This window comes from Pseudarthrobacter sp. O4 (genome assembly GCF_050157025.1).
Lineage (GTDB): Bacteria > Actinomycetota > Actinomycetes > Actinomycetales > Micrococcaceae > Arthrobacter.
Genome location: NZ_CP189591.1, coordinates 974,273 through 999,191, shown reverse-complemented (window position 1 = coordinate 999,191; position 24,919 = coordinate 974,273). Strand labels below are relative to the sequence as shown.

Below are 24,919 nucleotides of genomic sequence, written 5' to 3'. Positions count from 1 at the left end.
GAGCTAAAGAGGTCACCGGTGACAAGCACCAAACCTGTAGTACTCCTCGCTGAGGAACTTTCGCCCGCCACGATCGAGGCCCTCGGCCCGGACTTCGAAATCCGGCAGACCGACGGCGCCGACCGTTCCCAGCTGCTCTCTGCGATCGCCGACGTCGACGCGATCCTCGTCCGCTCCGCCACCCAGCTCGACGCCGAGGCGATCGCCGCCGCGAAGAACCTGAAGGTCATCGCCCGCGCCGGCGTGGGCCTGGACAACGTGGACATCAAAGCCGCCACCCTGGCCGGGGTCATGGTGGTCAACGCGCCCACCTCGAACATCGTCTCCGCCGCCGAACTCACCGTCGGCCACATCCTGAGCCTGGCCCGCCACATTCCGCAGGCCAGCGCCGCGCTCAAGGACGGTGAGTGGAAGCGCTCCAAGTACACCGGCATCGAACTGTTCGAGAAGAAGATCGGCATCATCGGCCTCGGCCGGATCGGCGCCCTCGTCGCGGCCCGCCTGAAGGGCTTCGACACCAAGATCCTCGCGTATGACCCCTACATCACCTCCGCCCGGGCCGCCCAGCTCGGCGTGCAGCTGGTGACCCTGGACGAGCTCCTCGCGCAGTCCGACTTCATCACCATCCACATGCCCAAGACCCCGGAAACCGTCGGCATGCTCGGCGCCGACGCCTTCAAGAAAATGAAGAGCACCGCCTACGTCGTCAACGTCGCCCGCGGCGGCCTGGTGGACGAAGAAGCCCTCTACGCGGCGCTGGAGTCGGGCGAGATCGCCGGGGCCGCCGTCGACGTCTTCGTCAAGGAGCCCAGCACGGACCTGCCGTTCTTCAAGCTCGACAACGTGGTGGTGACCCCGCACCTGGGCGCCTCCACCGACGAGGCCCAGGAGAAGGCCGGCGTGTCCGTCGCGAAATCCGTCCGCCTGGCCCTCGCCGGCGAGCTGGTGCCCGACGCCGTCAACGTCGCCGGCGGCGTCATCGACGAGGACGTCCGCCCCGGCATCGCGCTGATCGAGAAGCTGGGCCGCATCTTCACAGCGCTGACCCACGCCTCGCTCACGCAGTTCGACGTCGAGGTGGCCGGCGAAATCTCCTCCCTCGACGTCAAGGTGCTGGAGCTGGCGGCCCTCAAGGGCATCTTCGCCGACGTCGTGACCGAGCACGTCTCCTACGTCAACGCCCCCGTGATCGCCGAGCAGCGCGGCATCAACGTCCGCCTCATCACGACGCCGGACACGGAGTCCTACCGCAACGTCCTGACCCTGCGCGGAGCGCTCAGTGACGGCAGCCAGATCTCGGTAGCCGGGACGCTGACGGGGCCCAAGCAGGTGCAGAAGCTCGTGGGCGTCAACGGCTATGAGGTGGAGATCCCGATCAGCGAGCACCTCGTGGTGGTCGCGTACTCGGACCGCCCCGGCGTGATCGGCACCATCGGGCACATCCTGGGCATGAACAACATCAACATCGCCGGCATGCAGGTGGCGCGCCAGGCGGAGGGCGGCCAGGTGCTGGCCCTGCTGACCATTGACACCGCCGTTCCGCAGCAGGTCCTTGACGCGATCAAGGCCGGAATCGGCGCGGACATGGTCCGCGAGGTCGACCTCGAGGACTGACACCCCCTCTGACACCCCCTCAGCGGGCGCCGGCGGCGGGCAGATCGCTTCCGGCGTCCGCGAAGGAGCGGCCGGTCTGCGTACAATGGCTAGGTCCGAATTTCGGATCCGGCCGGCAGCCCGGCCTTTACTTTTGCACACCCGGCAGGGGACGCCTTCACTTCCGCACGGAATGAATTACGGTGTGCGCACGCAATCCAGCTTTCAGGAGCCCAATGAACGCCGTCCAAAGGTTCATCAGAAGCAGAGTGCTTCTGCTGACCGCGTCCATTTTGATCGTGGCCATGTGCCTTTCGGTCCTCGTCCAGGGGCAGTCGCAGGCTGCGCTGAACCGGACCGTTGACCAGAACTCCCGGGGGCTCTACGACGTGCTCGTCCAGGCGAAGGCCGACGACAACGGCGGCCTGATGCAGCCGGAGATCGCCACCGGCCAGGGCGGCGTCAGCTTCGAGCAGCTGGATTCCATCCGGAAACTCTCCGGCACCTCCGTGGCTGCCCCGATCAGCCTCGTCTCCCGGGTCACCCAGAACCTGGAAGCCCCGCGGCTGGAAGCCACCGACTACCTGGGCTTCAACGCCGGACTGGCCGGCACCGCCGGAGATCCGAGCGCCACCGACCCGAGCAAGTGGCCGGCCGCCGAGTCCGTCCTGTCCGATACGCCCAAGAAGTACCGCCTCACGGCCAGCGCCGTCAGCTCGGACGGACACTCCGACCAGACCCTGTTCAAGACGATGGCCGAGGGCTCACTCGGCAAGGCCAAGCTCATCGAAGAGCAGGTAGCCGGCGGCAAGAACGTCCGCATCGCCGGCCCGGCGGGGGAGACCGGCATCAAGTTCCCCGCCCCCGCCGGAGGCTCGGAGCACAACCTCTTCAACCTCTCCGTCGCGCTGCCGCAGGCGCCCCAGGTGAGCGAATCCGTCGTCGCCGTCGACCCCGTCTCGGAACGCGCCCTGCTCGGCACGGCAGGTGACTTCCTGGCCCCGCTGGAGAAGGCGCCGCCCGCAGACGCCCGCAACGCCGGCGCGATCGGGCGCCACTTCGAAAGCCTTTTCACCAGCGGCATCGGCATGGACGAACTGAAGGAAGGCCCGGACTTCCTCGGCGTCAAGCTCAAGTACTGGGCCCCGCTGATGAGCCAGTACCAGCAGGCGAAGCGCAGCGGACAACTGACCGCCGATTCGCAGGCCATCCCGCTGATCGTCCGCTCGGGCACCTCGCTTGATCTGAAGTACACGGTCAAGATCGAGGAGATCGACGCGTCCGGGAAGGTCACCAAGGACGTCGGCACGGTCACCCGCTCGCTGGACAAGGACTACCTCCCGTTCGTCTCCAAGTCCCCGTTCTCCCTGGCATGGCCTGGTTCCAAGGACCTGTCGCAGCTCATGGGCGACACCGGTACCTTCAGTCAGGGCCTCTACAATCCGGCCACCTGGAGCACCAACTTCGCTTCCGCCCCCAAATACAAGGACGGCGAGACCGCCGGCAACGGTGCCGTGGACAAGAGCGCCACCCCCGGCGAGTGGGTCACCGTGAACCGCCTGCCGGAGAAGGCCGCCAACGGCGACGCCGTCGACCAGACGCAGCGCGAACCTGTTGACGAGCGCTCCTACCGGGACAACCTTGAAACCGGCAAGAAGCTGGCCACGCCGCTCGCCATGGTCTACGGGACCTTCGACGCCGGCCAGGTCAAGGATGCTGCCGGCGACGTCAACCGCCTCCCGCTCGGCGGCTACGATCCGACTCCCTTCACCGTGACGAAGGACGCGTCCGGCAAGGACGTCCAGAACACCGAACTCAAGCCCTCGCTGAGCGCGACCGGCCTGGCAAGCCAGTCCGCCGGTGCCATCACCGACTACTACGGCCTGGCCGCAGCCCGCGGCTTCGAACAGAACGCCAGCGTGATCGATGCCGTGCGCGTCCGCGCCAAGGTGCCCGGCAGCTGGAAGCAGGCGCAACCCGAGGTTGAAAAGCTCGCCAACGAGATCCGCGACATGGGCCTGCAGGCGACAGTCGTTGCCGGTTCCGCCCGCGAGGACGCCGGCATCTTCGTTCCCGGCTACTCCAAGGACGACGCCGGCAAGGAATCCCCGCTCGGCACGGTGCAACAGTCATGGGTCCGGCAGAACGCCGCTGACGCCGTGTCCGGATCGCTGACCGGGACAAACCTGACGTTGCTGTTCATCACACTCTGCGGCGCCGCGCTGCTGACCGGTGCCTCCACGGTAAGCTACGTGCGCAAACGCCGCAGCGAGGCCGGAACCTTGCGTGCCATGGGCTGGACCCAGCGCAAGATCCGCTCCTGGGTGCTGGCAGAATTCGGCGTCGGAGCGGGCCTGCTGGCCATCGCCGGAACTGTCCTCAGCCTGATCAGCTGGAACCTTGCAACAGCGATTGTCTCCGCCTCGGTCGTGGCGCTCTACGTGGGCGCTGCCTTCTTCGCGGCGCAGCAGCTGCGGCACCGTGAGGTCATCGACCAGGAACCGCAGCACGACGAACGCCTCATCGCCGTTGACTCGCCGCTCACCTTTGCCAACCGGCAGCTGAGCACCAACAAGTTCAACACCATCTCCCTGGCCGTCGCCGTCGGCGTCTTCGGGGCGGCGGTGGGCGGGCTGATCGCGCTGCTGATCGACATCCCCCGGGCGGCCGGCGCGAGTGCGCTCGGCGGGCTGGCCGCGGCCAGCATCGCGCTGCCGAGCATCATCCTGGGACTCTCGGGCGTGGCCGTGGGTCTGCTGTTGACGATGGTCACTGGCCGGTTCGAGCTGCAGGCCAAGCGCCAGTACCTCGGCACGCTGCAGGCGATGGGCTGGAACCCCGACATGCTCGGCCAGGTCCGGTTCTTCGAAAACGCCATGGTGGGTGCGGTTGCACTGCCGCTGGGTGTTGTCGGCGCCCTGGGCATCGGCCTGCTCCTCGCTCCCTATGCCGCGCTCTGGGCCGCCATCGCCGGGCTCGTGGCTGTACTCTGCTGGATTCCCATTGCAACGAAAGTGGTCCGATGAATAACGACCTGAACCTTGACCGGGCGGCTCATGACCGAATGACGGCGAGCACCCGTCGCGGGGCCCACAAGACCCGCGCCAACACCATCGTGAAGGCGACGGACCACGCCACGCCGCTGGAGCTGAGCAACATCACCATCCACTACGGCGGCGGCAAGGGCGGCGCGGAAGCGGTCAACGTGGTGGACGACTTCAACATGACGCTGCATGCCGGCGAGATGCACTGCATCGCCGGCCGCAGCGGCTCCGGCAAGACCAGCATCCTGACGGTCGGCGCGGGCCTGACCCTGCCGACGTCGGGCCGGGTGTTCTGGGAAGGCGACTCGCTCGAAAGCATGGGCGACGACGAAATCGCCGACCGCCGCCGGGCCCTGATCGGCTACGTCGACCAGGGCGGTGCCCTCATCGACGGGATGAGCGCCCTGGAGAACGTCCTGCTCCCGGCCGTTCCTGACGGCGAGGTGGACAAGCGCCGCGACATGGCCAAGGACCTTTTGGACCTCGTGGGACTGGGACGGCGCATGCGCCACCGCCCGGCCCAGCTGTCCGGCGGTGAGCGCCAGCGCGTGGCGATCGCCCGGGCCCTGATCCTCGGCACCCGGGTGCTCGTGGTGGACGAACCGACGGCCAGCCTGGACCGCTCCGCGGCCAACCGCATCATCAGCATCCTCAAGGACACCACCTCGGACGGCATCGCCGTCCTGGTCGCTTCACATGACCACGAACTGGTCCGCCAGAGCGATACCCTGACCGAACTGATCTAGGTTAAGCCCGTGACAACTTCTGAAAAGACCCCGTTCTACATCACAACGGCCATCTGTTACCCCAACGGCGTGCCGCACATCGGCCACGCCTATGAGGTCATCGCCACGGACGCGATGGCGCGCTTCAAGCGGCTGGACGGCTATGACGTCTTCTTCATGACGGGCACGGACGAGCACGGCCTCAAGATGCAGCAGACAGCGGAGAAGGAAGGCATCCCGGTCAAGGAGCTTGCCGACCGCAACTCGGCCGCGTTCCGCCAGATGAGCGATGACCTGGGCATCTCCCTGAGCCGCTTCATCCGCACCACCGATCCGGACCACTACGAGGCGGCCAAGGCTCTCTGGCAGCGGATGGAAGCCAACGGGGACATCTACCTGTCCAAGTACACCGGCTGGTACTCCGTCCGGGACGAGCGGTACTTCGTGGAGGACGAGACCGAGGTGCAGGCCGACGGCCTGCGCTACGCGCGCGAAACCGGCACCGAAGTCACCTGGACCGAAGAGGAAAGCTATTTCTTCAAGCTCTCTTCCTTCCAGGACAGGCTGCTGGCGCTCTATGCGGACCACCCCGGCTTCGGCGCGCCCCACAACCGCTTCAACGAGGTGGTCAGCTTCGTCAAGGGCGGCCTGGAGGACCTGTCCATCAGCCGCACCTCCCTTAAGTGGGGCGTCCCGGTCCCGGGCAACCCGGACCACGTCATGTATGTCTGGGTGGACGCGCTGACCAACTACCTGACCGGCGTCGGCTTCCCCGCCACCGAGTCCGAGGCCTTTAAGAAGTACTGGCCGGCCGACGTCCATGTGATCGGCAAGGACATCTCGCGCTTCCACGCGGTCTACTGGCCGGCCTTCCTGATGTCCGCCGGGCTGGAACTGCCCAAGCGCGTCATGATCCACGGCTTCCTGCACAACCAGGGCGTCAAGATGTCCAAATCGCTGGGCAACGTGGTGGCGCCCGCTGACTGGGTTGCGCAGTACGGCCTGGACCAGGTCCGCTTCTTCCTGCTCCGCGAGGTCCCCTTCGGCGCGGACGGCTCCTACAGCCACGATGGAATCGTGGGCCGGATGAACGCGGACCTGGCCAACAACTTCGGCAACCTGGCGCAGCGTTCGCTGTCCATGGTGGCCAAGAACTGCGACGGGCGCGTCCCCGTTCCGGCCGGGTTCACGGCCGAGGACGCCGCGCTGCTGGGCCAGGCCAACGGGCTGCTGGACATCTCGCGTGCCGCGTTCGAGAAGCAGGAGTTCAGCCGGGCGCTGGAAGCGATCTGGGGCGTCCTGGGCGACACCAACGCCTACTTCGCCGAGCAGGCGCCCTGGGTGCTGCGGAAGACCGACGTCGAACGCATGAACACGGTCCTCTACGTCACCCTCGAGGTGCTCCGGATCGTCGCGATCCTCGCCCAGCCGGTGATGCCGACTGCCGCCGCGGCCATCCTCGACACGCTCGGCCAGCCCGAGGGGGAGGCGCGCGAGTTCGCGGCCCTGACGGAACCGATCGTGGCGGGCACCGTGCTGCCCGCACCCGCCCCGGTCTTCCCCAAGTACGAGGAACCCGCCAAGGCCTGACTGCCTTGCAACCCGCCGAGGTGAGACTTCGCGCCCATGATTTTCGGGCAAACATGGGCGCGAAGTCTCACCTCGACGTCGTCTTAACGCGGGAACGCTTTAACGCGGGAACGCTGAGGTTCGAATAGTGAGACGACTTGACCAGCATGTGGATGTCTTGGCTACGCTGAAAACATGAGCGCATCCACGATTGATCTGGCCGTTATCCCCGGCGACGGCATTGGGCCCGAAGTCACGGCCGAAGCGTTGAAGGTCCTGGCGAAGGCGGCCGCCGCCGACGGGATCGTGCTGCGGCAGACCCACTACAAGCTCGGTGCCCAGCACTGGCTCGAGACGGGGGAGACGCTGCCGGAGGAGACCCTCGCAGACCTCCGCACCCGCGACGCCATCCTCTTCGGCGCCGTCGGGGCGGCCCCGGGCGACACCCGGATCCCCTCCGGCATCATCGAGCGTGAGCTGCTGCTCAAGCTGCGTTTCAGCCTCGACCACTTCGTCAATCTGCGGCCTTCGCGCCTCTACCCCGGCGTCGCCAGCCCGCTCGCCAACCCTGGGGACATCGACTTCATCGTGGTCCGCGAAGGCACCGAAGGACCCTACGTGGGCAACGGCGGCACGCTGCGCGCCGGCACCCCGCACGAGGTCGCCACCGAGGTCTCGCTGAACACCGCCCACGGTGTGGAGCGCGTGGTCCGGGACGCCTTCCGCCGCGCCAACGACCGCCCCCGCAAGCACCTGACCCTCGTGCACAAGCACAACGTCCTGGTGTTCGCCGGCCACCTCTGGAAGCGCACCGTGGAAGCCGTGGCGCAGGAATTCCCCGAGGTCACCCACGACTACCTGCACGTCGACGCCGCCACGATCTTCATGGTGACGGACCCGGCACGCTTCGACGTGATCGTCACCGACAACCTCTTCGGCGACATCCTCACCGACCTCGCCGCCGCGGTGACCGGCGGGATCGGGCTGGCCGCCTCCGGCAACATCAACATGGAGCGCACCGCGCCGTCCATGTTCGAACCCGTGCACGGTTCCGCACCGGACATCGCGGGGCAGCAGAAGGCCGACCCCACCGCAGCCATCCTCTCCGCCGCGCTGCTGCTGGACCACCTCGGCCATGCCGGTGCGGCCCGGAAGATCGAGGCAGCAGTGGCCGCCGACGTCGCCAACCGCGACGGCGGCTTCCGCAGCACCAGCGCCGTCGGCGACGCCATCGCCGCAGCCCTGTAGGGACGCCCTTCGGGGCCCGCGTTCGGGCGTAAGCTTATTTCGAATCACCAACATTGCTGCCGTGGTCCGAGGATGAACCACGTTCACACGCCAGGCAGCCGACCGTGGAGGAACCATGACTCAGACTGCCCATGGCGTCGAATTCACCCAGCAGCTTTCGGCAACCCCGAAGTCCGCTGAAGAGCGTGCAGCCATCCTGGCGAACCCGGGTTTCGGCAACTATTTCACTGACCACACCGCGATCGTCGACTACAGCGTCGACCCCGAGGGCAAGGGCGGCTGGCACGGTGCTCGGGTTGAGCCCTACGGTCCGATCTCGCTGGACCCCTCCGCCGCGGTGCTGCACTACGGCCAGGAAATCTTCGAAGGCCTCAAGGCCTACCGCCACGCCGACGGTTCCATCTGGACCTTCCGCCCCGAAGCGAACGCCGCCCGGCTGAACAGGTCCGCCCGCCGGCTGGCCCTCCCCGAACTCCCCGAGGAGTACTTCCTGGCCGCCATCCGCGAGCTCGTCTCGGCGGACAAGGAATGGGTGCCCTCCGGCGACGGCGAGTCCCTGTACCTGCGGCCGTTCATGATCGCCACCGAGGCGTTCCTCGGCGTCCGGGCCGCCCGTGAGGTGTCCTTCCGCGTCATCGCTTCCCCGGCCGGCAACTACTTCGGCGGCGAGCTCAAGCCCGTCTCCATCTGGATCTCCCGCGAGTACGCCCGCGCCGGCCGCGGCGGAACCGGTGCCGCCAAGTGCGGGGGCAACTACGCCGCGTCACTCATCGCCCAGCAGGAAGCTGAAGCGCACGGCTGCAAGCAGGTCCTCTTCCTGGACCAGTTCAACGACAACGCCGTCGAGGAACTCGGCGGGATGAACGTCTTCTTCGTGATGAAGGACGGCTCGCTCGTCACCCCGGCGCTGAGCGGAACCATCCTTGAGGGCGTCACCCGGATGTCCGTGATGCAGGTGGCCAGGGATATGGGCCGCGAAGTCACGGAACGCAAGATCACCCTCGATGAATGGCGCGACGGCGTGGCATCCGGCGAGATCGCCGAAGTCTTCGCCTGCGGCACCGCCGCCGTCATCACGCCCATCGGCGTGCTCAAGGACACCACGGAGTTCATCGGCTCCGAGGACGCGACGGCGGGGGAGGCCACCATGGCCATCCGCGAGCAGCTCCTGGGCATCCAGACCGGCACCGTCGAGGACACCCACGGCTGGCTGACCCGCCTCGCCTAGCAGCGTCCGGTTCCATCAGCGTTCGACGGCGGCCTCCCACCTTTGGTGCGGGGCCGCCGTCGTTCTGGGAAGATGGAACTGTGATTCCCGAAGACTCCCGCGACGTTGTCCGCAGCACAGCACTGACGCGGTTCCGGCTCGCCCCCAATCCGGGGCCGATGAGCCTGCACGGCACCAATTCCTACGTCATCGGTGCCCCCGGATCCGCGGCCACGGTGGTCGTCGACCCCGGCCCCCTGGACGAGCAGCACCTGCAGGAGCTCGCGGACGCCGGAGCGGTGGAACTCATCCTCATCACGCACCGCCATGCCGACCACAGCGCGGCCGCCGCGAGGTTCGCCGAACTGACGGGCGCGCCGGTGCGTGCAGCCGACCCCGCCCACTGCCTCGGCGGCAGCCCTCTGCAGGACGGCGAAGTCCTGCACGCCGCGGGGGTTGAAATCAGGGTACTGGCGACGCCGGGGCACACCTCGGACTCGGTCTGCTTCCACCTTCCGCACGACGGCGCCCAAGGCTCGGTCCTGACCGGCGACACCATCCTGGGCCTGGGCACCACGGTCCTGGACTACCCCGACGGTACGCTGGGCGACTACCTGACCTCGCTGGACCGGCTGGAACAGCTGGGCCCGGCGACCGTCCTGCCGGCCCACGGGCCGATGCTGCCCGCCCTGGACAAGATCGTCCGCGCCTACCGGGACCACCGCGAGGACCGCCTCGCCCAGATCCGGTCCGCCCTCGCGGACCTGGGCGCAGGTGCCGAGGTGACGGACGTGGCCGACGCCGTCTACGCCGCCGTCGACCCTGCCGTGCGTCCGGCGGCGGAACTCTCCGTGGCGGCCCAGCTGCACTACCTCCGGTCCGGCGGAATCACGGGCTAGCGGTCATTTTCGTTAATTCGTCGGGGGGCCCGGTCTTCGCGCCCGGGAGGACATGCCCAGTCTTCGCCCCCGGGACAGGGCATGACCGGAATATGTCCATCCGCCGGCCCCGGCGCGGGGCATGTCCTGATCCGGGGGCACGTGCAGTGGCTCCGCTGGGGGCGTCGGGCCATTTCCCCGGGAGGACGTGTCCAGTCTTCGCCCCGGGGACCGGGCATAACCGGAATATGTCCATCGGCCGGCCCCGGCGCGGGGCATGTCCTCGCCGGTGGTCATTTTCGCTGAGGCCGTCGGGGCTGCCGGTGCGTGCCCGTGGCTGCCCAGGCGTAGCAGCTGGTCGTTGGGCCGGTGGTGTATTCTGGTCGACCCGGCCGGCTGGTCGAGGACCTTGAAACCGCCGCCGGTGATGGCCGGGCGCGACACCGCCTGCGGCCTCTACCTCAACGACCCCACCGCCTGGACCTGACCCCCGACGAACCAACGAAAATGCCCGCTAGCGAGAAGGCTTGGATTCTAGGGATCGTTGCAACACCTGTTGGTTAGGTGGTTAGTAGTAAATCACGTAAACGCTCGGCTGGAGTATTCCAGCCGAGCGTTTTGCGTGGGCGTCCGTTGAGTTCCTGCGCGACGTGTTCGAGGTCTTCAGGCCCGTAGACGGACAGGTCGGTGCCCTTCGGGAAGTACTGGCGCAGCAGCCCGTTGGTGTTCTCGTTCGAGCCGCGTTGCCAGGGGCTGGCGGGATCGCAGAAATAGACGGGCATGTCGGTGGCAAGGGTGAAGGATTTGTGGGTGGCCATTTCCGCGCCCTGGTCCCAGGTCAGGGATCCTCGCAGGTGCGCGGGCAGGGTGGCCATGGTCTTGACGAGGCCGTCGCGGACGGTTTCGGCGGTGTGGTCATGTGGCAGGTGGACGAGCATCACGTAGCGGGTGGTCCGTTCGACCAGGGTCGCGATCGCTGACTGGTTATAGGCGCCGGTAATGAGGTCCCCTTCCCAATGGCCTGGCACGGCGCGGTCCTCGATCTCGGGTGGACGCTCGGAAATCATGACCATCGGGTCCACGAACCTGGGGGTGCGTTGCTCGCCGGTGCGGTGGGGTTTGCGGCGGGTCCGGCCGGTGCGCAGCGCTGCCTGTATCTCGCGTTTGAGGCCGCCTCTGGCCTGGACGTAGAGGGCTTGATAGATCGTCTCTGGGCTCACACGCATCTCCGGGTTGTCGGGGAACTCTTCGACCAGCGTGTGGCTGATCTGCTCCGGAGACCAGCGTAGGAGCAGCTTGTCCTTCACGTAGTCGCGCAGGTCCGAGTCGCCAGCGAGCTTGGCCGTCTTGGGCCGGGCCCGCCGGGCAGCGGCCTTCCGATGCGCCCCGTGCGGCAGGTAGCCCATCCGGGAATCGGTATTCCTGGCCAGCTCGCGGCTGATCGTTGAAGGCGATCGTCCCAGGGCGTGGGCGATCGCCCTGATCGAAGTGCCGGCGGCCTGCAGGTCCCGGATCAGCTCCCGTTCCTGCACGGTCAGGAACCGCGGATCGATAGATTTCTCCAACGCTGATACCGGTACGGGGACCAGGGTCGTTCCGGTCGTGCCGGCGGGAGGGGTCATGGTGGTCACACCACGTTTGTAGTCGACGATTCGGCCATCCGGGTAAATGCGTCGGCCGCCGGACTTACGGATTCCCTGGTCCCACTCTTCGGCGGTCCGGAGATGTATCCCGACCGCTGCGGCAGCTTTGCGCCGACTCACGCCGGTCTTGCGCAGCCGGAAGTACTCATCCCGGCCTGGGTGAGGACCCGTCCCCGTTTTGCCATGGCTTTTCAGCCCGGCTTTACGGACCCAACCGGCGCAAGTTGCGGGATTCAGTCCCAACTCCCGTGCGGCCTGCGTCGTGCTCTTGACGCGGTCGAACACGACGAAGAACTCAGCCTTCTGCGCAGGCGTGTATTTCCTCTGCCCAGCTTCCCGATTCCGTGGGACCCGCTCAGGGAGCCGAGATTTATGGACCCATTGGTAGCACGTCATCTGATTGAAGCCGAGCTCCGCCGCGGCCGCGCTCACACTCCCACACCGGTCCAACACCGAAAAGAACTGAGCCTTCTGCTCCGGCGTGTATTTCCTCCGGCTGGCAGCTTCCTTCGTTAAAGACGACACGGTCGTTGCAACTCCCAAAAATTCTGGGTGTTGCAACGACCGCTAGAACCCGCCAAGGTACGCTTGGACCCATGCGTATCGCCCGGTTTGTAGTCGATTCTGATCCCCTCTACGGCATCGTTGAAGGTGAGCCCGGCAGTGAGGAAGTCACTGTGATCGTCGGCGACCCCTTCTTCCACGGCGTGGAACGCACCGCCGCCCGGCACAAGCTGGAAGACGTGCGCCTCCTGGCCCCGATCATTCCGCGCAGCAAAGTGGTCGGCGTGGGGCGGAACTTCGCCGAGCACGCCCACGAACTCGGCAACGAGGTCCCCAAGCAGCCGCTGCTCTTCCTGAAACCGAACACCTCGGTGATCGGCCCGAATGATCCGATCATCCTGCCGGAGTTCTCCGAGGACGTGTCCTTTGAAGCCGAGCTGTGCGTCGTGATCGGCCGGATCTGCAAGGACGTGCCCGAAGAACGCGTCGACGACGTCATTTTCGGCTACACCTGCGGCAACGACCTCACCGCCCGCGACGTCCAGAAGACGGACCTGCAGTGGGCCCGGGCCAAGGGCTTCGACACTTCCGCACCGCTGGGGCCGTGGATCGAGACCGAACTCGACACCGAAGACCTCCAGATCCAGGGCCGGCTCAACGGCGAGCTGCGCCAGGACGGCAGCACGAGCCAGATGATCCGCGGCGTCCGCGAACTCGTCTCCATCGTCTCGCAGGCCTTCACCCTGCTGCCCGGCGACGTCATCATGACCGGCACCCCGGCCGGCGTCGGCCTGGTCCAGGCCGGTGACCGCTTCGAGGTGGAGATCGAGGGCATCGGCCGCCTCTCCAACCCCGTCGTCCGCCGCTAGCCAGAGCGCAGGGGGAGCGGGCCGCGGAGGGGACACCCCGCCGGCCGCCGGTAATGCGTGCCGGGCAGGCGGTAAAGTTGGTGGCACTATGACTACTCCTACTGCGCCCGACGCCGTCTCCAGCTCCGCCCCCAGTGAAGTCACCAGTGAAGTCACCAGTGAAGTTACCAGTGAAGTCACCGCCGACACCCCGGTCCGTGTCCGGTTCTGCCCCTCGCCGACCGGCACCCCGCACGTCGGCCTGATCCGCACGGCCCTTTTCAACTGGGCCCACGCCCGCCACACCAAGGGCACCTTCGTGTTCCGCATCGAGGACACGGACGCGGCGCGCGACTCGGAGGAGAGCTACCAGCAGCTGCTCGAGGCCCTCAAATGGCTCGGCATCACCTGGGAAGAGGGCGTGGAAGTCGGCGGCCCGCACGAACCGTACCGCCAGTCGCAGCGCCTGGACCTCTACAAGGACGTCGTTTCCCAGCTGATGGATGCCGGCTACGCCTACGAGTGCTACTCCTCGCCGGAGGAAGTCGAGGCCCGCCACCGCGCCGCCGGCCGCGACCCCAAGCTGGGCTACGACAACTTCGACCGCGAGCTCTCCGAGGAGCAGCTCGCCGCGTTCCGGGCCGAGGGCCGCAAGCCCGTGCTCCGCGTGCGGATGCCGGACGAGGACGTCACCTTCACCGACCTCGTCCGCGGCGAGATCACCTTCAAGGCCGGCAGCATCCCGGACTACGTGATTGTCCGCGCGGACGGTTCCCCGCTGTACACCCTCGTCAACCCGGTGGACGACGCCTTGATGGGCATCACCCACGTGCTCCGCGGCGAGGATCTGCTCTCCTCGACCCCGCGCCAGGTGGTCCTCATCAGCGCGCTGATGGCCATCGGCTTCGCCAGCTACATGCCCGTCTTCGGCCACCTGCCGTATGTCATGGGCGAGGGCAACAAGAAGCTCTCCAAGCGAGACCCGCAGTCCAACCTGTTCCTGCTCCGCGACCGCGGCTTCATCCCCGAGGGGCTGCTGAACTACCTCTCGCTGCTGGGCTGGAGCCTCTCCGCGGATGAGGACATCTTCACCGTCGAGCAGCTGATCGAGCACTTCGACGTCAAGGACGTGCTGGCCAACCCGGCCCGCTTCGACATCAAGAAGGCCGAGGCGATCAACGGCACCCACATCCGGATGCTTGATCCGGAGGATTTCCGTGCCCGGCTGGTTCCGTACCTGCGCACCGCCGGTTTCGTCGGCGAGAGCCTCACCGCGCGCCAGGAAGGGATCCTCGCCGAAGCGGCGCCGCTGATCCAGGAGCGGATCTCCTTGCTGGGCGAAGCCCCCGAGATGCTCGCCTTCCTGTTCAAGAACGACGACGCGATCGACGTCGCGGACGACGCCCGCAAGGGGCTTCCGGAGAACCTGGCAGAGGTCCTCGACGCCGCCCTCGCCGCCCTGGAGCCGGTTGCCGACTGGACCGCGGAGAACATCCAGACTGCCCTGAAGGAGGCACTCGTGGAGGGGCTCGGGGTCAAGCCGCGCCTGGCCTTCGGGCCGGTCCGCACGGCCATCTCCGGCCGCCGCATTTCCCCGCCGCTGTTCGAATCCATGGTGATCCTCGGCAGGGATTCCTCCCTGGCCCGCCTCCGGGCCTTCCGCGGCTGATGATGCCCGCGCCCGAGACCAGGAACGGCGTCCTGGCGAGCGGACTGGGCGTCATCCGCGGGGTCCTGTTCGACATCGACGACACCCTGGTGGACCTGGAATTCGCGATGACGGCCGCCGTGCGTGACGCCAGCGAGCATCTCCTGCCCGGTCTGGACCAGGCCGGGTGGGAGAAGTTCGGACGGATCTTCACCCGCGAGACCACGCATTACTACGACCGCTACCTGTCCGGCGAGCTGAGTTTCAACGAGCAGCGGCTGCTGCGCGGCCGGGCGGCCCTGGGGCACTTCGGCGTCGAGCTGGAGGAGGGCGAGCAGTCCCACCACTGGGTCAGCTCTTACGCGAGCCAGCAGCACGGCTACATCCGGGCCTTCGACGACGTCACTCCGCTGCTGGACGCCCTGGACGCGGCCGGCATCCCGTACGGCGCCGTGAGCAACAACGTGCACGACTACCAGCGCGTCAAGCTCGACGCCGCCGGGCTGGAACGAATCGGCGTGCTGGTCGGGACGGACACCCTCGGCGTGCCGAAGCCGGACCCTGCCATCTACCTTGAGGGAGTCCGGCGCCTCGGTACCGGGGCGGGCGAAACCCTGTACGTCGGGGACAACCGCCTGCTCGACGCGGAAGGTTCGACGGCGGCGGGACTGCTGGGAGTCTGGCTGAACCGCGGCGGGGAGCCTGCCCCGGGCTATACCGGCCACGAGGTCGGCTCCCTGCTGGAACTCCTGGACCTGCTGGAACTGCTGGCCTGACAGTCCCCAAACGGGCGGCCGACGGGCGGCCGGGCGAGGCCGATTTGTGCGATGGAAAACTCTCGGGTAAAGTAATTACTCGTGCTGAGGCGCCGGGAGCGCGGGTTTGAACCCGTGAAACCGGCCCGAAAGTTCCATTGGGATATGGTGTAATTGGCAACACTACGGTTTCTGGTACCGTCATTCTAGGTTCGAGTCCTGGTATCCCAGCTTGCTGAGTGTATGAAATAATCACTGAGCACGAACGGCTGCGAAGCTGTTCTGGAGAGTACGCGGCCCCATCGTATAGCGGCCTAGTACGCTGCCCTCTCACGGCGGTAACGCGGGTTCGAATCCCGCTGGGGTCACAGATCAAACGGTCCCGGGCATCAGCCCGGGGCCGTTTTTCATTCCCCTGAGACCGGAGCCCGGGTACCGGAGCAGAACTGGCATGATGATGCAGTGACGTCCGAAGAGATCCCCGGTCACACCGGGAGCCAGGTACCGGCAGGTCTGCCAGGCGCCGCCGTCGAACTGCTGGAGGCGGTCCGCGCCGAGCTGGCCGCCGTAGCCCTGCCCTTGGCTCTGCCGGACGCCGAGCAGGCCCGGCAGGACATCCGCAACGCCTTGGCCCAGCTGGATGACTACATCCTGCCCCGCTACCGCAGCCTCGACGCGCCTCTGCTCGCCGTGGTGGGCGGCTCCACCGGTGCCGGGAAGTCCACGCTGGTGAACGGGCTGGTGGGGCACGCCGTCACCCGCGCCGGCGCCATCCGGCCCACCACCCGCCAGCCGATCCTGCTGCACCACCCCTCCGACGCCGCCTGGTTCGAGGACCAGCGGGTCCTGCCGAGCCTCCACCGGATCCGAGGCACCCTCGTGAGCAGACCCCTGCCCGCCACCCAGGCCGGGCCAACTCCCGACGCCGCCGCGATCTCCTCCCTCGTGCTCGTCTCCGACGGCGCTGTGCCGCCGGGGATCGCGCTGCTGGACGCCCCCGACGTCGACTCCATCTCGGATGACAACCGCAAGCTGGCCGGCCAGCTGCTCGCCGCGGCCGATTTGTGGGTGTTCGTCACCACCGCCAACCGCTACGCCGACGCCGTCCCCTGGCGGCTGCTGCTCGATGCCGCGTCGCGGGACATCATGGTGGCCGTGGTGCTGGACCGGGTGCCGCCGGCCGCCGAGGCGGAGGTCCGGGCCGACCTCCGGGCCATGCTCAGCAGGGAGGGACTGGGCGAAGCCCGGCTGTTCGTGGTGCCCGAGGTGGTGTTGGACCCGATGGGCATGCTGCCCGCCGACGCCGTGGAACCGCTGCGGACCTGGCTCCGGGAACTCGCCGCGGACGCCGCCGGGCGGTCCGACATCGCCCGGCGGACCCTGAACGGAACCGTCAAGGCGCTCGGCGGACGCGTGGAGGCGGTGGCGCTGGCGGCCGGGGCCCAGCAGCGTGCGGCCGGGATCCTCGCTGCAGATGCCCGCGGCGCCTACCAGGATGCCGTGGCGCGAATCCTCGAGGCCACCCGGGACGGAGCGCTGCTGCGCGGTGAGGTCCTGGCCCGCTGGCAGGACTTCGTCGGCACCGGCGAGTTCTTCCGGGCCATGGAGCAGAACATCGGCAGGCTCCGGGACCGGATGGGTGCCTTCTTCCGCGGCGCGCCGACCCCGGCGGTCAGGGTGGAGACAGCCATCGAAACCGGGCTGCAGGCCGTCATCATCGATGAAGCCGCCAACGCCGCGGAGGATGCGGACCAGCGCTGGCGTTCCGACCCGGCCGGCCGCCAGCTGCTGGGCAGCGACGACCTCTCCGGGACGTCGGAGGGCTTTTCCGAGACAGTGGCTGCCGAGATCCGGGCATGGCAGGGGAGCCTCATGGAGCTCATCCGGACCGAAGGCCAGGGCAAACGCACCCAGGCCCGCTGGCTGTCCTTCGGCATCAACGGCCTCGGTGCGGCCCTCATGATCGTGGTGTTTTCGATGACCGCCGGCCTGACCGGACTTGAGATCGGCGTCGCCGGCGGCACCGCCGTCGTCGGGCAGCGGCTGCTGGAAGCAGTGTTCGGCGAGGACGCGGTCCGCCGGCTCGCCCGGACGGCACGCGAGGACCTGCACACCCGCTGCCAGAAGCTGCTCCGCACCGAACAGCAGCGCTTCCTCTCCCGGCTGGACGTCCCACAAGGGGTTCCCCCGGACGTCCTCGCCGGCCGCGCCGCCGCGCTCCGCCGCCTGGCGGCCGCCGCATGAGCCGCCACGGTGCCGCCCGCGAGGCCTCCCAACTGCACCGCAGGCTCCAAGCCCTGGACGAGGCACGCGGGCTGGCAGCGGGCGCCCTCCCGGAGGAAATCCTGCAGGAAGCCCTGGAGGTGATCGAGCGTGCCAGCTCGCGGCGCTCGCTCTCGGCGGAGCACACCGTGGTGGGTTTCTTCGGCGCGACCGGCAGCGGAAAATCCTCCCTCTTCAACGCCGTCAGCGGCGAAGAGATTGCGACGGCGGCGGCCCGGAGGCCCACCACCTCGGAACCGCTCGCCGGCATCTGGGGCGCCGACGGCAGCGAGCCCCTGCTGGACTGGCTTGAGGTCCGCAACAGGCACCTCGCAGCCGCGGTGCCGGGCTTCGCCGACGAGAGCACGGGCCTCATCCTGCTGGACCTGCCGGACTTCGACTCGACACGGGCAGCCAACCGGGAGATCGTGCAACGGATGGTGGGGCTCGTGGATGTCCTCGTCTGGGTCCTCGATCCGCAGAAGTACGCCGATGCCGCCGTGCACAATGACTTCCTGGCGCCCCTGGCATCCCACGGGGCAGTCACCCTCGTGGTGCTCAACCAGGTGGACCGGCTGCCCGATCACGAGGTGCGGCCCGTGCTGGAATCCCTGCAGGGCATCTTGGTGCGCGACGGCCTGGGCAAGGTCCAGGTCCTTTGCGCCTCGGCCGTGGTGGGCACCGGGGTGGACAAGGTCCGCGCCGCCATCCGCCAGGCGGCCACGGAGCGCCAGGCCCTCTCCCGGCGTCTGGCCGCGGATGTCACGCGCGTCTCGGCCCGGCTCGCCGAAGCCTCGGGCGAGGGGGAAACGGCAGGCGTGAACGGCGCCTCGAAGGCGCGGCTGGCGGAGGAACTGTCGGTTGCCGCCAACGTCCCGCTCGTGGTCGACGCCGTGGTCCGCTCCTACCGGCAGGAAGCCACCCGCCGCACCGGCTGGCCGGTGACGCGCTGGCTGGTCCGGTTCCGCCCCGATCCACTGAGACGCCTGAACCTCCGCCGGGACGGTGCCAAACCGGAGCTGAACCGGACCTCACTGCCGCCGGCCGGCGCTCCGGAGCGGGCCCGCACCGATGCCGCGGTCCGCGAATTCGCTGACGCGGCATCCGACGGCGCGCCGGGACCGTGGCGGGCGGTCATCCGCGGTGCGGCCCGCGACGGCAGGGAACAGCTGCCGGATGCCCTTGACCAGGCGATCGCGGCCACGGATCTCAAAGCGGGCAGGAAATCATGGTGGTGGACGGTCTTCAACGTCATCCAGTGGCTGGCTCTGCTGACGGCGCTGGGCGGGTTTGCCTGGCTCGGTGTCCTGGCTGCACTGGGGTATCTGCAGCTGCCCGTCCCGGACGTTCCGCTGGTGCAGGGGTGGCCGGTTCCCACGGTGATGATCGCCGGGGGAGCGCTGTTGGGCATCGTCCTGGCGATCGCGGCGAAGTTCATTGCGGGCGCCGCCGCGCGGGCCCGCGGGGCGGCGGCCCGGAAGCGGCTCAAGGCCGCCGTCGCAGCTGTGGCGCAGGATCTGGTGGTGGAGCCGGTGGAGGCCGAGGCCGGCCGGCTGCGGTCCTTCCGGAAGGCCCTGCAGGCCGCGGCGCGTTAGGCCGTTGCGCTTTAGGACCCGGCGCTTTAGGACCCGGACAGGGCCCAGGCGGCGTCGCGGACTTTGATCATGGTCCGCAGGTTCCGGGTGGTGGTGGCGGCTTTGTACTTCGGCTTTGCGGATAGCTTGCTGAAAGGGCTGTCCAGCGTACCGCCTGCGGGAGCCAGCCAAGCCATGGCCTCCGGCCCCAGCCGGGTCAGCTCCACCCCGTCCAAGGCTGTTCCGGCGTCGTGGAGGTCCGTGAGTACGTCCGGGTCCGAGGCAAGGGTGAGGTACGCGTGGGTGGAGGAATCGTCGGCGGGGTAGGGGCACGCCGTCACGAGCTCCGCGACCCGGTCCGCGTCCAGCACCACCACCCACGCGTCGTAGCCGAACGTCTCGCGGAGGCAGGCTTCGAACTCCTGCTTGACCCCAGCCGGTGGCAGTTCGCTGGCAAGCACCACGTTGCCGCTGGCGAGGAGCGTCTTCACTCCGGAAAAAGGCCGGGCATTCAAGGCTTCCTTGAGCTCGGCCATCTTGATGCTGATCCCGCCCACGTTGATGCCGCGCAGGAACACCGCATAGCTGTTCATGCGCACAGCCTATGCTCTCCGCCGGGCTGCGGTCAGCACAGCTATCGGCGCCAGCCTAAGCCTCAGCCGAAGCGCGGCGGTCAGTCGTTCGTCTTGCGCAGCGCTTCGGTCAGGACGCGGGCGGCGGTGCACACGACTTCGGCGTGCAGCCGGCCGGGCTGGCGCGTCAGGCGCTCGATGGGCCCGGAAATCGAGACGGCGGCGATCACCCGGCCGGACGGTCCGCGGACGGGGGCGGACACGGAGGCGACCCCAGGCTCGCGTTCACCGAGGCTCTGTCCCCAGCCCCGGCGTCGGACTCCGGCCAGGACGGTGGGCGTGAAGCGGGCTGACTGGAGCCCCTCCAACAGGCGGTCGTGGTCTTCCCAGGCGAGCAGCACCTGGGCGGCGGAACCGGCCTTCATGGAAAGCTGCGTGCCGACGGGAATAGTGTCGCGCAGGCCGATGGGACGTTCGGCGGAGGCGACACACACGCGCCATTCGCCTTGCCTGCGGAAGATCTGGGCGCTCTCCCCGGTGGCATCGCGCAACTGCATCAGCACCGGTCCGGCGGAGGCGATCAGGCGGTCCTCGCCGGCGGCGGAGGCGAGTTCCACGAGCCGGCTGCCGAGGACGAACCGGCCCTGGATATCGCGGCTGACCAGCCGGTGGTGGACCAGCGCCAGCGCAAGCCGGTGCACGGTGGGCCGCGCCAGTCCCGTAGCGGCAACAAGCTGCGCCAGGGTGGTGGGGCCGGCCTCAAGTGCGTCAAGCACATGGGCCGCTTTATCGATGACGCCGACTCCACTAGAATTGTCCATGTAATGATATTGCCGTCTCATTATCTGAGATGCAAGTCAGTGCGCTGGCGTATTACGGGGGACTGCTGATTCAGTGGACACAATCAGCAGGCATCAATGAACATTCATCAGAAAACATTGCTTTGAAGGGAGAAGGCCGTGGCAAAGACACTGGCCGAGAAAGTCTGGGACGCCCATGTGGTGCGCAAGGGGGACGGCGAAGGAGCCAACGCCCAGCCCGATCTTCTCTTCATCGACCTCCACCTGGTGCACGAGGTGACCTCCCCGCAGGCTTTCGAAGGGCTGCGCCTGGCCGGGCGCAAGCTGCGCCGGCCGGACCTCACCATCGCCACCGAGGACCACAACACGCCGACGCTGGACATCGACAAGCCGATCGCCGACCTGACCAGCCGCACCCAGATCCAGACGCTGCGCAACAACTGCCAGGAGTTCGGCGTCCGCCTGCACTCCCTCGGTGACGCCGAGCAGGGAATCGTCCATGTGGTCGGCCCGCAGCTGGGCCTCACCCAGCCGGGCATGACCGTGGTCTGCGGCGACTCGCACACCTCCACGCACGGGGCGTTCGGCGCGCTGGCCATGGGCATCGGCACCTCCGAAGTGGAGCACGTCATGGCCACCCAGACGCTGTCCCTGAAGCCGTTCAAGACCATGGCCATCAACGTCGAGGGCACCCTGCGGCCGGGAGTTTCCGCCAAGGACATCATCCTGGCCGTCATCGCCAAGATCGGCACGGGCGGCGGGCAGGGCTACGTGCTTGAATACCGCGGCTCCGCGATCCGGGCGCTGTCCATGGAAGCCCGGATGACGGTCTGCAACATGTCCATCGAGGCCGGCGCCCGCGCCGGGCTCGTTGCCCCGGACCAGACGACGTACGACTACATGGAAGGCCGCCCGCACGCGCCGCAGGGCGCCGAGTGGGACGCCGCCGTCGAGTACTGGAACACCTTGCGCACGGACGACGACGCCACGTTCGACGTCGAGGTGGACCTCGACGCCGATACCCTGGAGCCGTTTGTGACCTGGGGAACCAACCCCGGCCAGGGCGTGTCGCTCTCCGCGAAGGTGCCCTCGCCCGAGGACTTCGGTGACGAGAACGCGAAGGCCGCGGCGGAACGCGCGCTGCAGTACATGGGCCTGGAAGCCGGCACCCCGATGAAGGACATCCGGGTGGACACCGTCTTCCTGGGCTCCTGCACCAACTCCCGGATGGAGGACCTCCGCGCGGCCGCGGACATCATCCGTGGCCGTACCAAGGACCCCAATATCCGGATGCTCGTGGTTCCCGGCTCCGCCCGCGTGCGCCTCGAGGCCGAGGCCGAAGGGCTGGACAAGGTCTTCAAGGACTTCGGTGCCGAATGGCGCTTCGCCGGCTGCTCCATGTGCCTGGGCATGAACCCGGACCAGCTGGAGGTGGGGGAGCGCTGCGCCTCCACATCCAACCGCAACTTCGAGGGTCGCCAGGGCAAGGGCGGCCGGACCCACCTCGTCTCCCCGGTGGTGGCTGCGGCGACGGCGGTGCGCGGCACCCTGAGCTCGCCGTCGGACCTGGAGCCCGCTCCGGAGTCCGCCGCCGTCCGTGTCGACGCAGCATAGCTGCCGGCAGCCCCCGATCCACACAGCCGAAGAAGGATCCGCCATGGAAAAGTTCACCACCCACACCGGAATCGGTGTACCGCTGCGCCAGAGCAACGTCGACACGGACCAGATCATCCCCGCCGTCTACCTCAAGCGCATCACCCGCACCGGCTTCGAGGACGCCCTCTTCGCCGCGTGGCGCAAGGACCCGGCCTTCATCCTGAACCAGGCGCCCTTCGACGCAGGTTCCGTCCTGGTTGCCGGCCCTGACTTCGGCACCGGTTCGTCCCGGGAACACGCCGTCTGGGCGCTCAAGGACTACGGCTTCAAGGCTGTCCTCTCCTCGCGCTTTGCGGACATCTTCCGGGGTAACTCCGGGAAACAAGGACTCCTGGCGGCCGAATTGGCCCAGGACGACATCGAACTCATCTGGAAAGAGCTGGAGAACGCCCCCGGCACGGCGGTCACCGTGGACCTCGTGTCCAAGACAGTTCAGTGCGGCAACATCGTGGCGCCGTTCGAGATCGACGACTACACGCGCTGGCGCCTGCTTGAAGGCCTGGACGACATCGGGCTGACCCTTAAGCACGAGGAAGACATCACCGCCTTCGAGGCCACCCGGCCCGCCTTTATGCCCAAGACGTTGCCTGCCAAGCTGTCCTGACACGGCTGTCCTGACACGGCTGTCCTGACACGGCTGTCCAGGACACTGTCACGGTTCCGCCCGTCCTGCACCCTTGTCCCCGGTCCGCCTCGATTGTCGAAGTGCCGCCGTCGAGTTCGACGGCGGCACTTCTGTGCGTAAACGAGGCCCTCGATTTGAAGAGCCACTCACTGCGCAAGGCCGGATCAGGCGGCTGGCTGCCTCACGGGGCGCGGCCGTTTTTGTGCTTTCGCGCTGTGTCTGAGTTCCCTCCTGTGGCGTCCATCGGCGGGGTCCGCCGTGTCCGGAGGTCCGCCCGGGTCCCGGGTCATGGCCGTGCCCGGCAGAGGTGGTGCGGTGGAGTGGTAGCTGTGGCCGGTGGGGGTGGTGAGTTCGAGGCCGTGTCTGTGTCTGAGTTCGTTCGTGCCGGCGGGCCCGGGTCGTGGCTGGGCTTTCCAGCCGGGCTTTTCCTTGGTGTGGTTGCAGGCTTCGCAGGTTCCGGCGCCGTTGATGTTGGTGGTGGGGCCGCCTTGATGCCAGGGGATGATGTGGTCCAGGTGGCGTATCGGGGCGTCGCAGTAGGGGGTGCGGCAGGTGTCGTCGCGGGCCTGGATGTAGCGGCGGAGTCCGGCGGGGAAGAGCCGGGCGCGGGAGTCCATCGCGATGAGGCCGCCGGTTGCCGGGGCGGTGTAGAGCCGGCGGAGCCAGATCTCCATTTCTTTGTCTCCGCCTGCTTCTGTGTCGCCGCCTGTGCCGTCCCCGCGGCGGCGGCCGTCCCGCGTGCCGGCGTCCCCGGCGTGGGCGTTTTGGGCACGTGTGTCGTTGATCAGGTTCCGGGCCCAGCCGGCGGGGACGATGCCGTAGCCGGGGAGCCGGGCGGGTTCACTGTCGCCCTGGAACAGGGTCCGGTCGGTCATGATGAGCTGGATCTCGATCCCGGTGAACCCGCCGGGGGTGCCGGTGAGGCGTTCGACGAGGCCGTCGGCCATGAGCTGGCCCCGGCCCCTCGGATCCCCGGCGGCGCGCAACGAATCGGCATGGCGGCTCAGCGCCGCGTACGCGGCGACGCCTTCGGCGACGGGGAGCAGGGCGGTGAGGTAGGCCATGGTGTCCGGTGCGGGGCGGAGGCTGACGTGCCGTTCGGTGGCGGCGTGGCTGGCGCGTTGGGTGACGGAGCGGGGGTCCAGCCGGTATGCGCATGCCTTGGCCGCGGCGATGATCTCCCGGTCGCCGGCGCCGGCGAAGGTGCCGGTGTCGGCGGCGAGCCGGGCGTCGACGGCGCAGCGGTCCGCGGCACTCAGGCAGGCGGTTTCCTTCACGAGGAGGGTGGCGCGCCATTCGTTGAGCTGGCCGGTGTGCAGGGCGGCGAGGGTGTGCGGCATTTCGGTGACGAGGGCTTTCGCCAGGCCCAGGAGCCGTCCGCCGCGGGCGGGGGATTCGCGCCGGGCCAGGGCGAGCTGCGCCGCGACCCCGGCGCCGAGCTCTGCCGCCGGCAACCCCTGCGCACACTGGACGCGCCGCTGGGCGGCATCGAAGGCGACCGTGATCCGGGCCTGCAGCGCGGCCGCGGCGGACTTCAGATCCTCCAGCTGCCGGAGCTGGTCGATCAGCCCGGCGCCGCCGTCGCCGCCGTCGCCGTCGTCCGTGGCGTGGCAGAGGCGGACGGTAGCGAGCAGGCGGGCGACATCCGGGACCGTCGCGCCGCTTACAGCGCCACCGTGTCCTCCCGGAACCACTTCGGGCTCCCGATTGCCGTCCATAAGAAGAGTCTTTCAGGCACCACCGACAATAATGATGGAAGTGGTTGTGT

Annotated in this window: 18 protein-coding genes and 2 tRNA genes; 16 read left to right on the top strand and 4 right to left on the bottom strand. The window is 68.1% G+C overall.

Features of this window, described 5'->3' with window-relative positions; translation table 11 throughout:
* Positions 1-18: 18 nt before the first annotated feature.
* From serA to ACQCSU_RS04455, 7 genes are all read left to right on the top strand, one after another.
* Positions 19-1,614 (top strand): phosphoglycerate dehydrogenase, encoded by a 1,596-nt coding sequence (serA, locus tag ACQCSU_RS04485; RefSeq protein WP_426978491.1) that lies wholly within the window; start codon positions 19-21, stop codon positions 1,612-1,614.
* Positions 1,615-1,829: 215 nt separating this feature from the next.
* Positions 1,830-4,619: an FtsX-like permease family protein gene (locus ACQCSU_RS04480; RefSeq protein ID WP_426978489.1), complete on the top strand. Its 2,790-nt coding sequence runs from the start codon at positions 1,830-1,832 to the stop codon at positions 4,617-4,619.
* Complete coding sequence (locus ACQCSU_RS04475; RefSeq protein WP_426978488.1) at positions 4,616-5,383, top strand: ABC transporter ATP-binding protein; 768 nt, start codon at positions 4,616-4,618, stop codon at positions 5,381-5,383. The genes ACQCSU_RS04480 and ACQCSU_RS04475 overlap by 4 nt, the downstream gene beginning before the upstream one ends.
* A 9-nt stretch (positions 5,384-5,392) precedes the next feature.
* A complete protein-coding gene (gene metG / locus ACQCSU_RS04470) occupies positions 5,393-6,952 on the top strand; it encodes a methionine--tRNA ligase (protein WP_426978486.1) in 1,560 nt (519 codons plus the stop codon).
* A 174-nt stretch (positions 6,953-7,126) separates the two neighbouring features.
* A complete protein-coding gene (locus ACQCSU_RS04465; protein ID WP_426978485.1) occupies positions 7,127-8,179 on the top strand; it encodes a 3-isopropylmalate dehydrogenase in 1,053 nt (350 codons plus the stop codon).
* Positions 8,180-8,294: 115 nt separating this feature from the next.
* Positions 8,295-9,407: a branched-chain amino acid aminotransferase gene (locus ACQCSU_RS04460; RefSeq protein ID WP_426978484.1), complete on the top strand. Its 1,113-nt coding sequence runs from the start codon at positions 8,295-8,297 to the stop codon at positions 9,405-9,407.
* Between the two features lie 80 nt (positions 9,408-9,487).
* Positions 9,488-10,285, top strand: a complete 798-nt coding sequence (locus tag ACQCSU_RS04455) for an MBL fold metallo-hydrolase (protein ID WP_426978483.1) — start codon at positions 9,488-9,490, stop codon at positions 10,283-10,285.
* Between the two features lie 539 nt (positions 10,286-10,824).
* Here the strand turns inward: ACQCSU_RS04455 and ACQCSU_RS04450 are convergent.
* Positions 10,825-12,027: an IS30 family transposase gene (locus ACQCSU_RS04450; RefSeq protein WP_426976622.1), complete on the bottom strand. Its 1,203-nt coding sequence runs from the start codon at positions 12,025-12,027 to the stop codon at positions 10,825-10,827.
* 476 nt (positions 12,028-12,503) lie between these two features.
* Between ACQCSU_RS04450 and ACQCSU_RS04445 the strand changes: the two genes are divergently transcribed.
* The 7 genes from ACQCSU_RS04445 (at position 12,504) to ACQCSU_RS04415 (ending at position 19,519) form a co-directional block, all read left to right on the top strand.
* Complete coding sequence (locus ACQCSU_RS04445; protein WP_426978481.1) at positions 12,504-13,280, top strand: fumarylacetoacetate hydrolase family protein; 777 nt, start codon at positions 12,504-12,506, stop codon at positions 13,278-13,280.
* Between the two features lie 88 nt (positions 13,281-13,368).
* Positions 13,369-14,928 (top strand): glutamate--tRNA ligase, encoded by a 1,560-nt coding sequence (gltX, locus tag ACQCSU_RS04440; RefSeq protein ID WP_426978480.1) that lies wholly within the window; start codon positions 13,369-13,371, stop codon positions 14,926-14,928.
* Between the two features lie 2 nt (positions 14,929-14,930).
* Positions 14,931-15,683 carry an HAD family hydrolase gene (locus ACQCSU_RS04435; RefSeq protein WP_426979710.1) on the top strand — a complete coding sequence of 251 codons (753 nt, stop codon included), beginning with the start codon at positions 14,931-14,933 and terminating at the stop codon, positions 15,681-15,683.
* Positions 15,684-15,821: 138 nt separating this feature from the next.
* Positions 15,822-15,893 (top strand) — tRNA-Gln (locus ACQCSU_RS04430).
* A gap of 64 nt (positions 15,894-15,957) precedes the next feature.
* Positions 15,958-16,030, top strand: a tRNA-Glu gene (locus ACQCSU_RS04425).
* Positions 16,031-16,139: 109 nt separating this feature from the next.
* Complete coding sequence (locus ACQCSU_RS04420) at positions 16,140-17,906, top strand: dynamin family protein (protein WP_426979709.1); 1,767 nt, start codon at positions 16,140-16,142, stop codon at positions 17,904-17,906.
* Complete coding sequence (locus ACQCSU_RS04415; protein WP_426978479.1) at positions 17,903-19,519, top strand: GTPase; 1,617 nt, start codon at positions 17,903-17,905, stop codon at positions 19,517-19,519. The genes ACQCSU_RS04420 and ACQCSU_RS04415 overlap by 4 nt, the downstream gene beginning before the upstream one ends.
* 26 nt (positions 19,520-19,545) lie before the next feature.
* On the opposite strand, the gene ACQCSU_RS04410 is transcribed toward ACQCSU_RS04415, so the two are convergent.
* Positions 19,546-20,091 (bottom strand): DUF1697 domain-containing protein, encoded by a 546-nt coding sequence (locus ACQCSU_RS04410; RefSeq protein ID WP_426978478.1) that lies wholly within the window; start codon positions 20,089-20,091, stop codon positions 19,546-19,548.
* Positions 20,092-20,171: 80 nt separating this feature from the next.
* Positions 20,172-20,891 carry an IclR family transcriptional regulator gene (locus tag ACQCSU_RS04405; RefSeq protein ID WP_426978477.1) on the bottom strand — a complete coding sequence of 240 codons (720 nt, stop codon included), beginning with the start codon at positions 20,889-20,891 and terminating at the stop codon, positions 20,172-20,174.
* Positions 20,892-21,029: 138 nt separating this feature from the next.
* Here ACQCSU_RS04405 and leuC point away from each other — a divergent pair, with 138 nt between their 5' ends.
* Positions 21,030-22,484: a 3-isopropylmalate dehydratase large subunit gene (leuC, locus tag ACQCSU_RS04400; RefSeq protein WP_426978476.1), complete on the top strand. Its 1,455-nt coding sequence runs from the start codon at positions 21,030-21,032 to the stop codon at positions 22,482-22,484.
* Positions 22,485-22,527: 43 nt separating this feature from the next.
* The gene (gene leuD / locus ACQCSU_RS04395) at positions 22,528-23,130 is read left to right on the top strand and encodes a 3-isopropylmalate dehydratase small subunit (protein ID WP_426978475.1); all 603 of its coding nucleotides are present in this window, start codon (positions 22,528-22,530) and stop codon (positions 23,128-23,130) included.
* Positions 23,131-23,315: 185 nt separating this feature from the next.
* Here leuD and ACQCSU_RS04390 read toward each other — a convergent pair whose 3' ends face one another.
* The gene (locus ACQCSU_RS04390; RefSeq protein ID WP_426978474.1) at positions 23,316-24,869 is read right to left on the bottom strand and encodes a DUF222 domain-containing protein; all 1,554 of its coding nucleotides are present in this window, start codon (positions 24,867-24,869) and stop codon (positions 23,316-23,318) included.
* Positions 24,870-24,919: the final 50 nt, after the last annotated feature.

What these genes read in the sequence shown, in the direction of transcription:
- ACQCSU_RS04480 (WP_426978489.1), top strand. Translation starts at nt 1,830, where the DNA reads ATGAACGCCGTCCAAAGGTTCATCAGAAGCAGAGTGCTTCTGCTGACC.
- ACQCSU_RS04475 (WP_426978488.1), top strand. Translation starts at nt 4,616, where the DNA reads ATGAATAACGACCTGAACCTTGACCGGGCGGCTCATGACCGAATGACG.
- ACQCSU_RS04465 (WP_426978485.1), top strand. Translation starts at nt 7,127, where the DNA reads ATGAGCGCATCCACGATTGATCTGGCCGTTATCCCCGGCGACGGCATT.
- ACQCSU_RS04460 (WP_426978484.1), top strand. Translation starts at nt 8,295, where the DNA reads ATGACTCAGACTGCCCATGGCGTCGAATTCACCCAGCAGCTTTCGGCA.
- ACQCSU_RS04445 (WP_426978481.1), top strand. Translation starts at nt 12,504, where the DNA reads ATGCGTATCGCCCGGTTTGTAGTCGATTCTGATCCCCTCTACGGCATC.
- gltX (WP_426978480.1), top strand. Translation starts at nt 13,369, where the DNA reads ATGACTACTCCTACTGCGCCCGACGCCGTCTCCAGCTCCGCCCCCAGT.
- ACQCSU_RS04435 (WP_426979710.1), top strand. Translation starts at nt 14,931, where the DNA reads ATGCCCGCGCCCGAGACCAGGAACGGCGTCCTGGCGAGCGGACTGGGC.
- ACQCSU_RS04415 (WP_426978479.1), top strand. Translation starts at nt 17,903, where the DNA reads ATGAGCCGCCACGGTGCCGCCCGCGAGGCCTCCCAACTGCACCGCAGG.
- ACQCSU_RS04410 (WP_426978478.1), bottom strand. Translation starts at nt 20,091, where the DNA reads ATGAACAGCTATGCGGTGTTCCTGCGCGGCATCAACGTGGGCGGGATC.
- ACQCSU_RS04405 (WP_426978477.1), bottom strand. Translation starts at nt 20,891, where the DNA reads ATGGACAATTCTAGTGGAGTCGGCGTCATCGATAAAGCGGCCCATGTG.
- leuD (WP_426978475.1), top strand. Translation starts at nt 22,528, where the DNA reads ATGGAAAAGTTCACCACCCACACCGGAATCGGTGTACCGCTGCGCCAG.
- ACQCSU_RS04390 (WP_426978474.1), bottom strand. Translation starts at nt 24,869, where the DNA reads ATGGACGGCAATCGGGAGCCCGAAGTGGTTCCGGGAGGACACGGTGGC.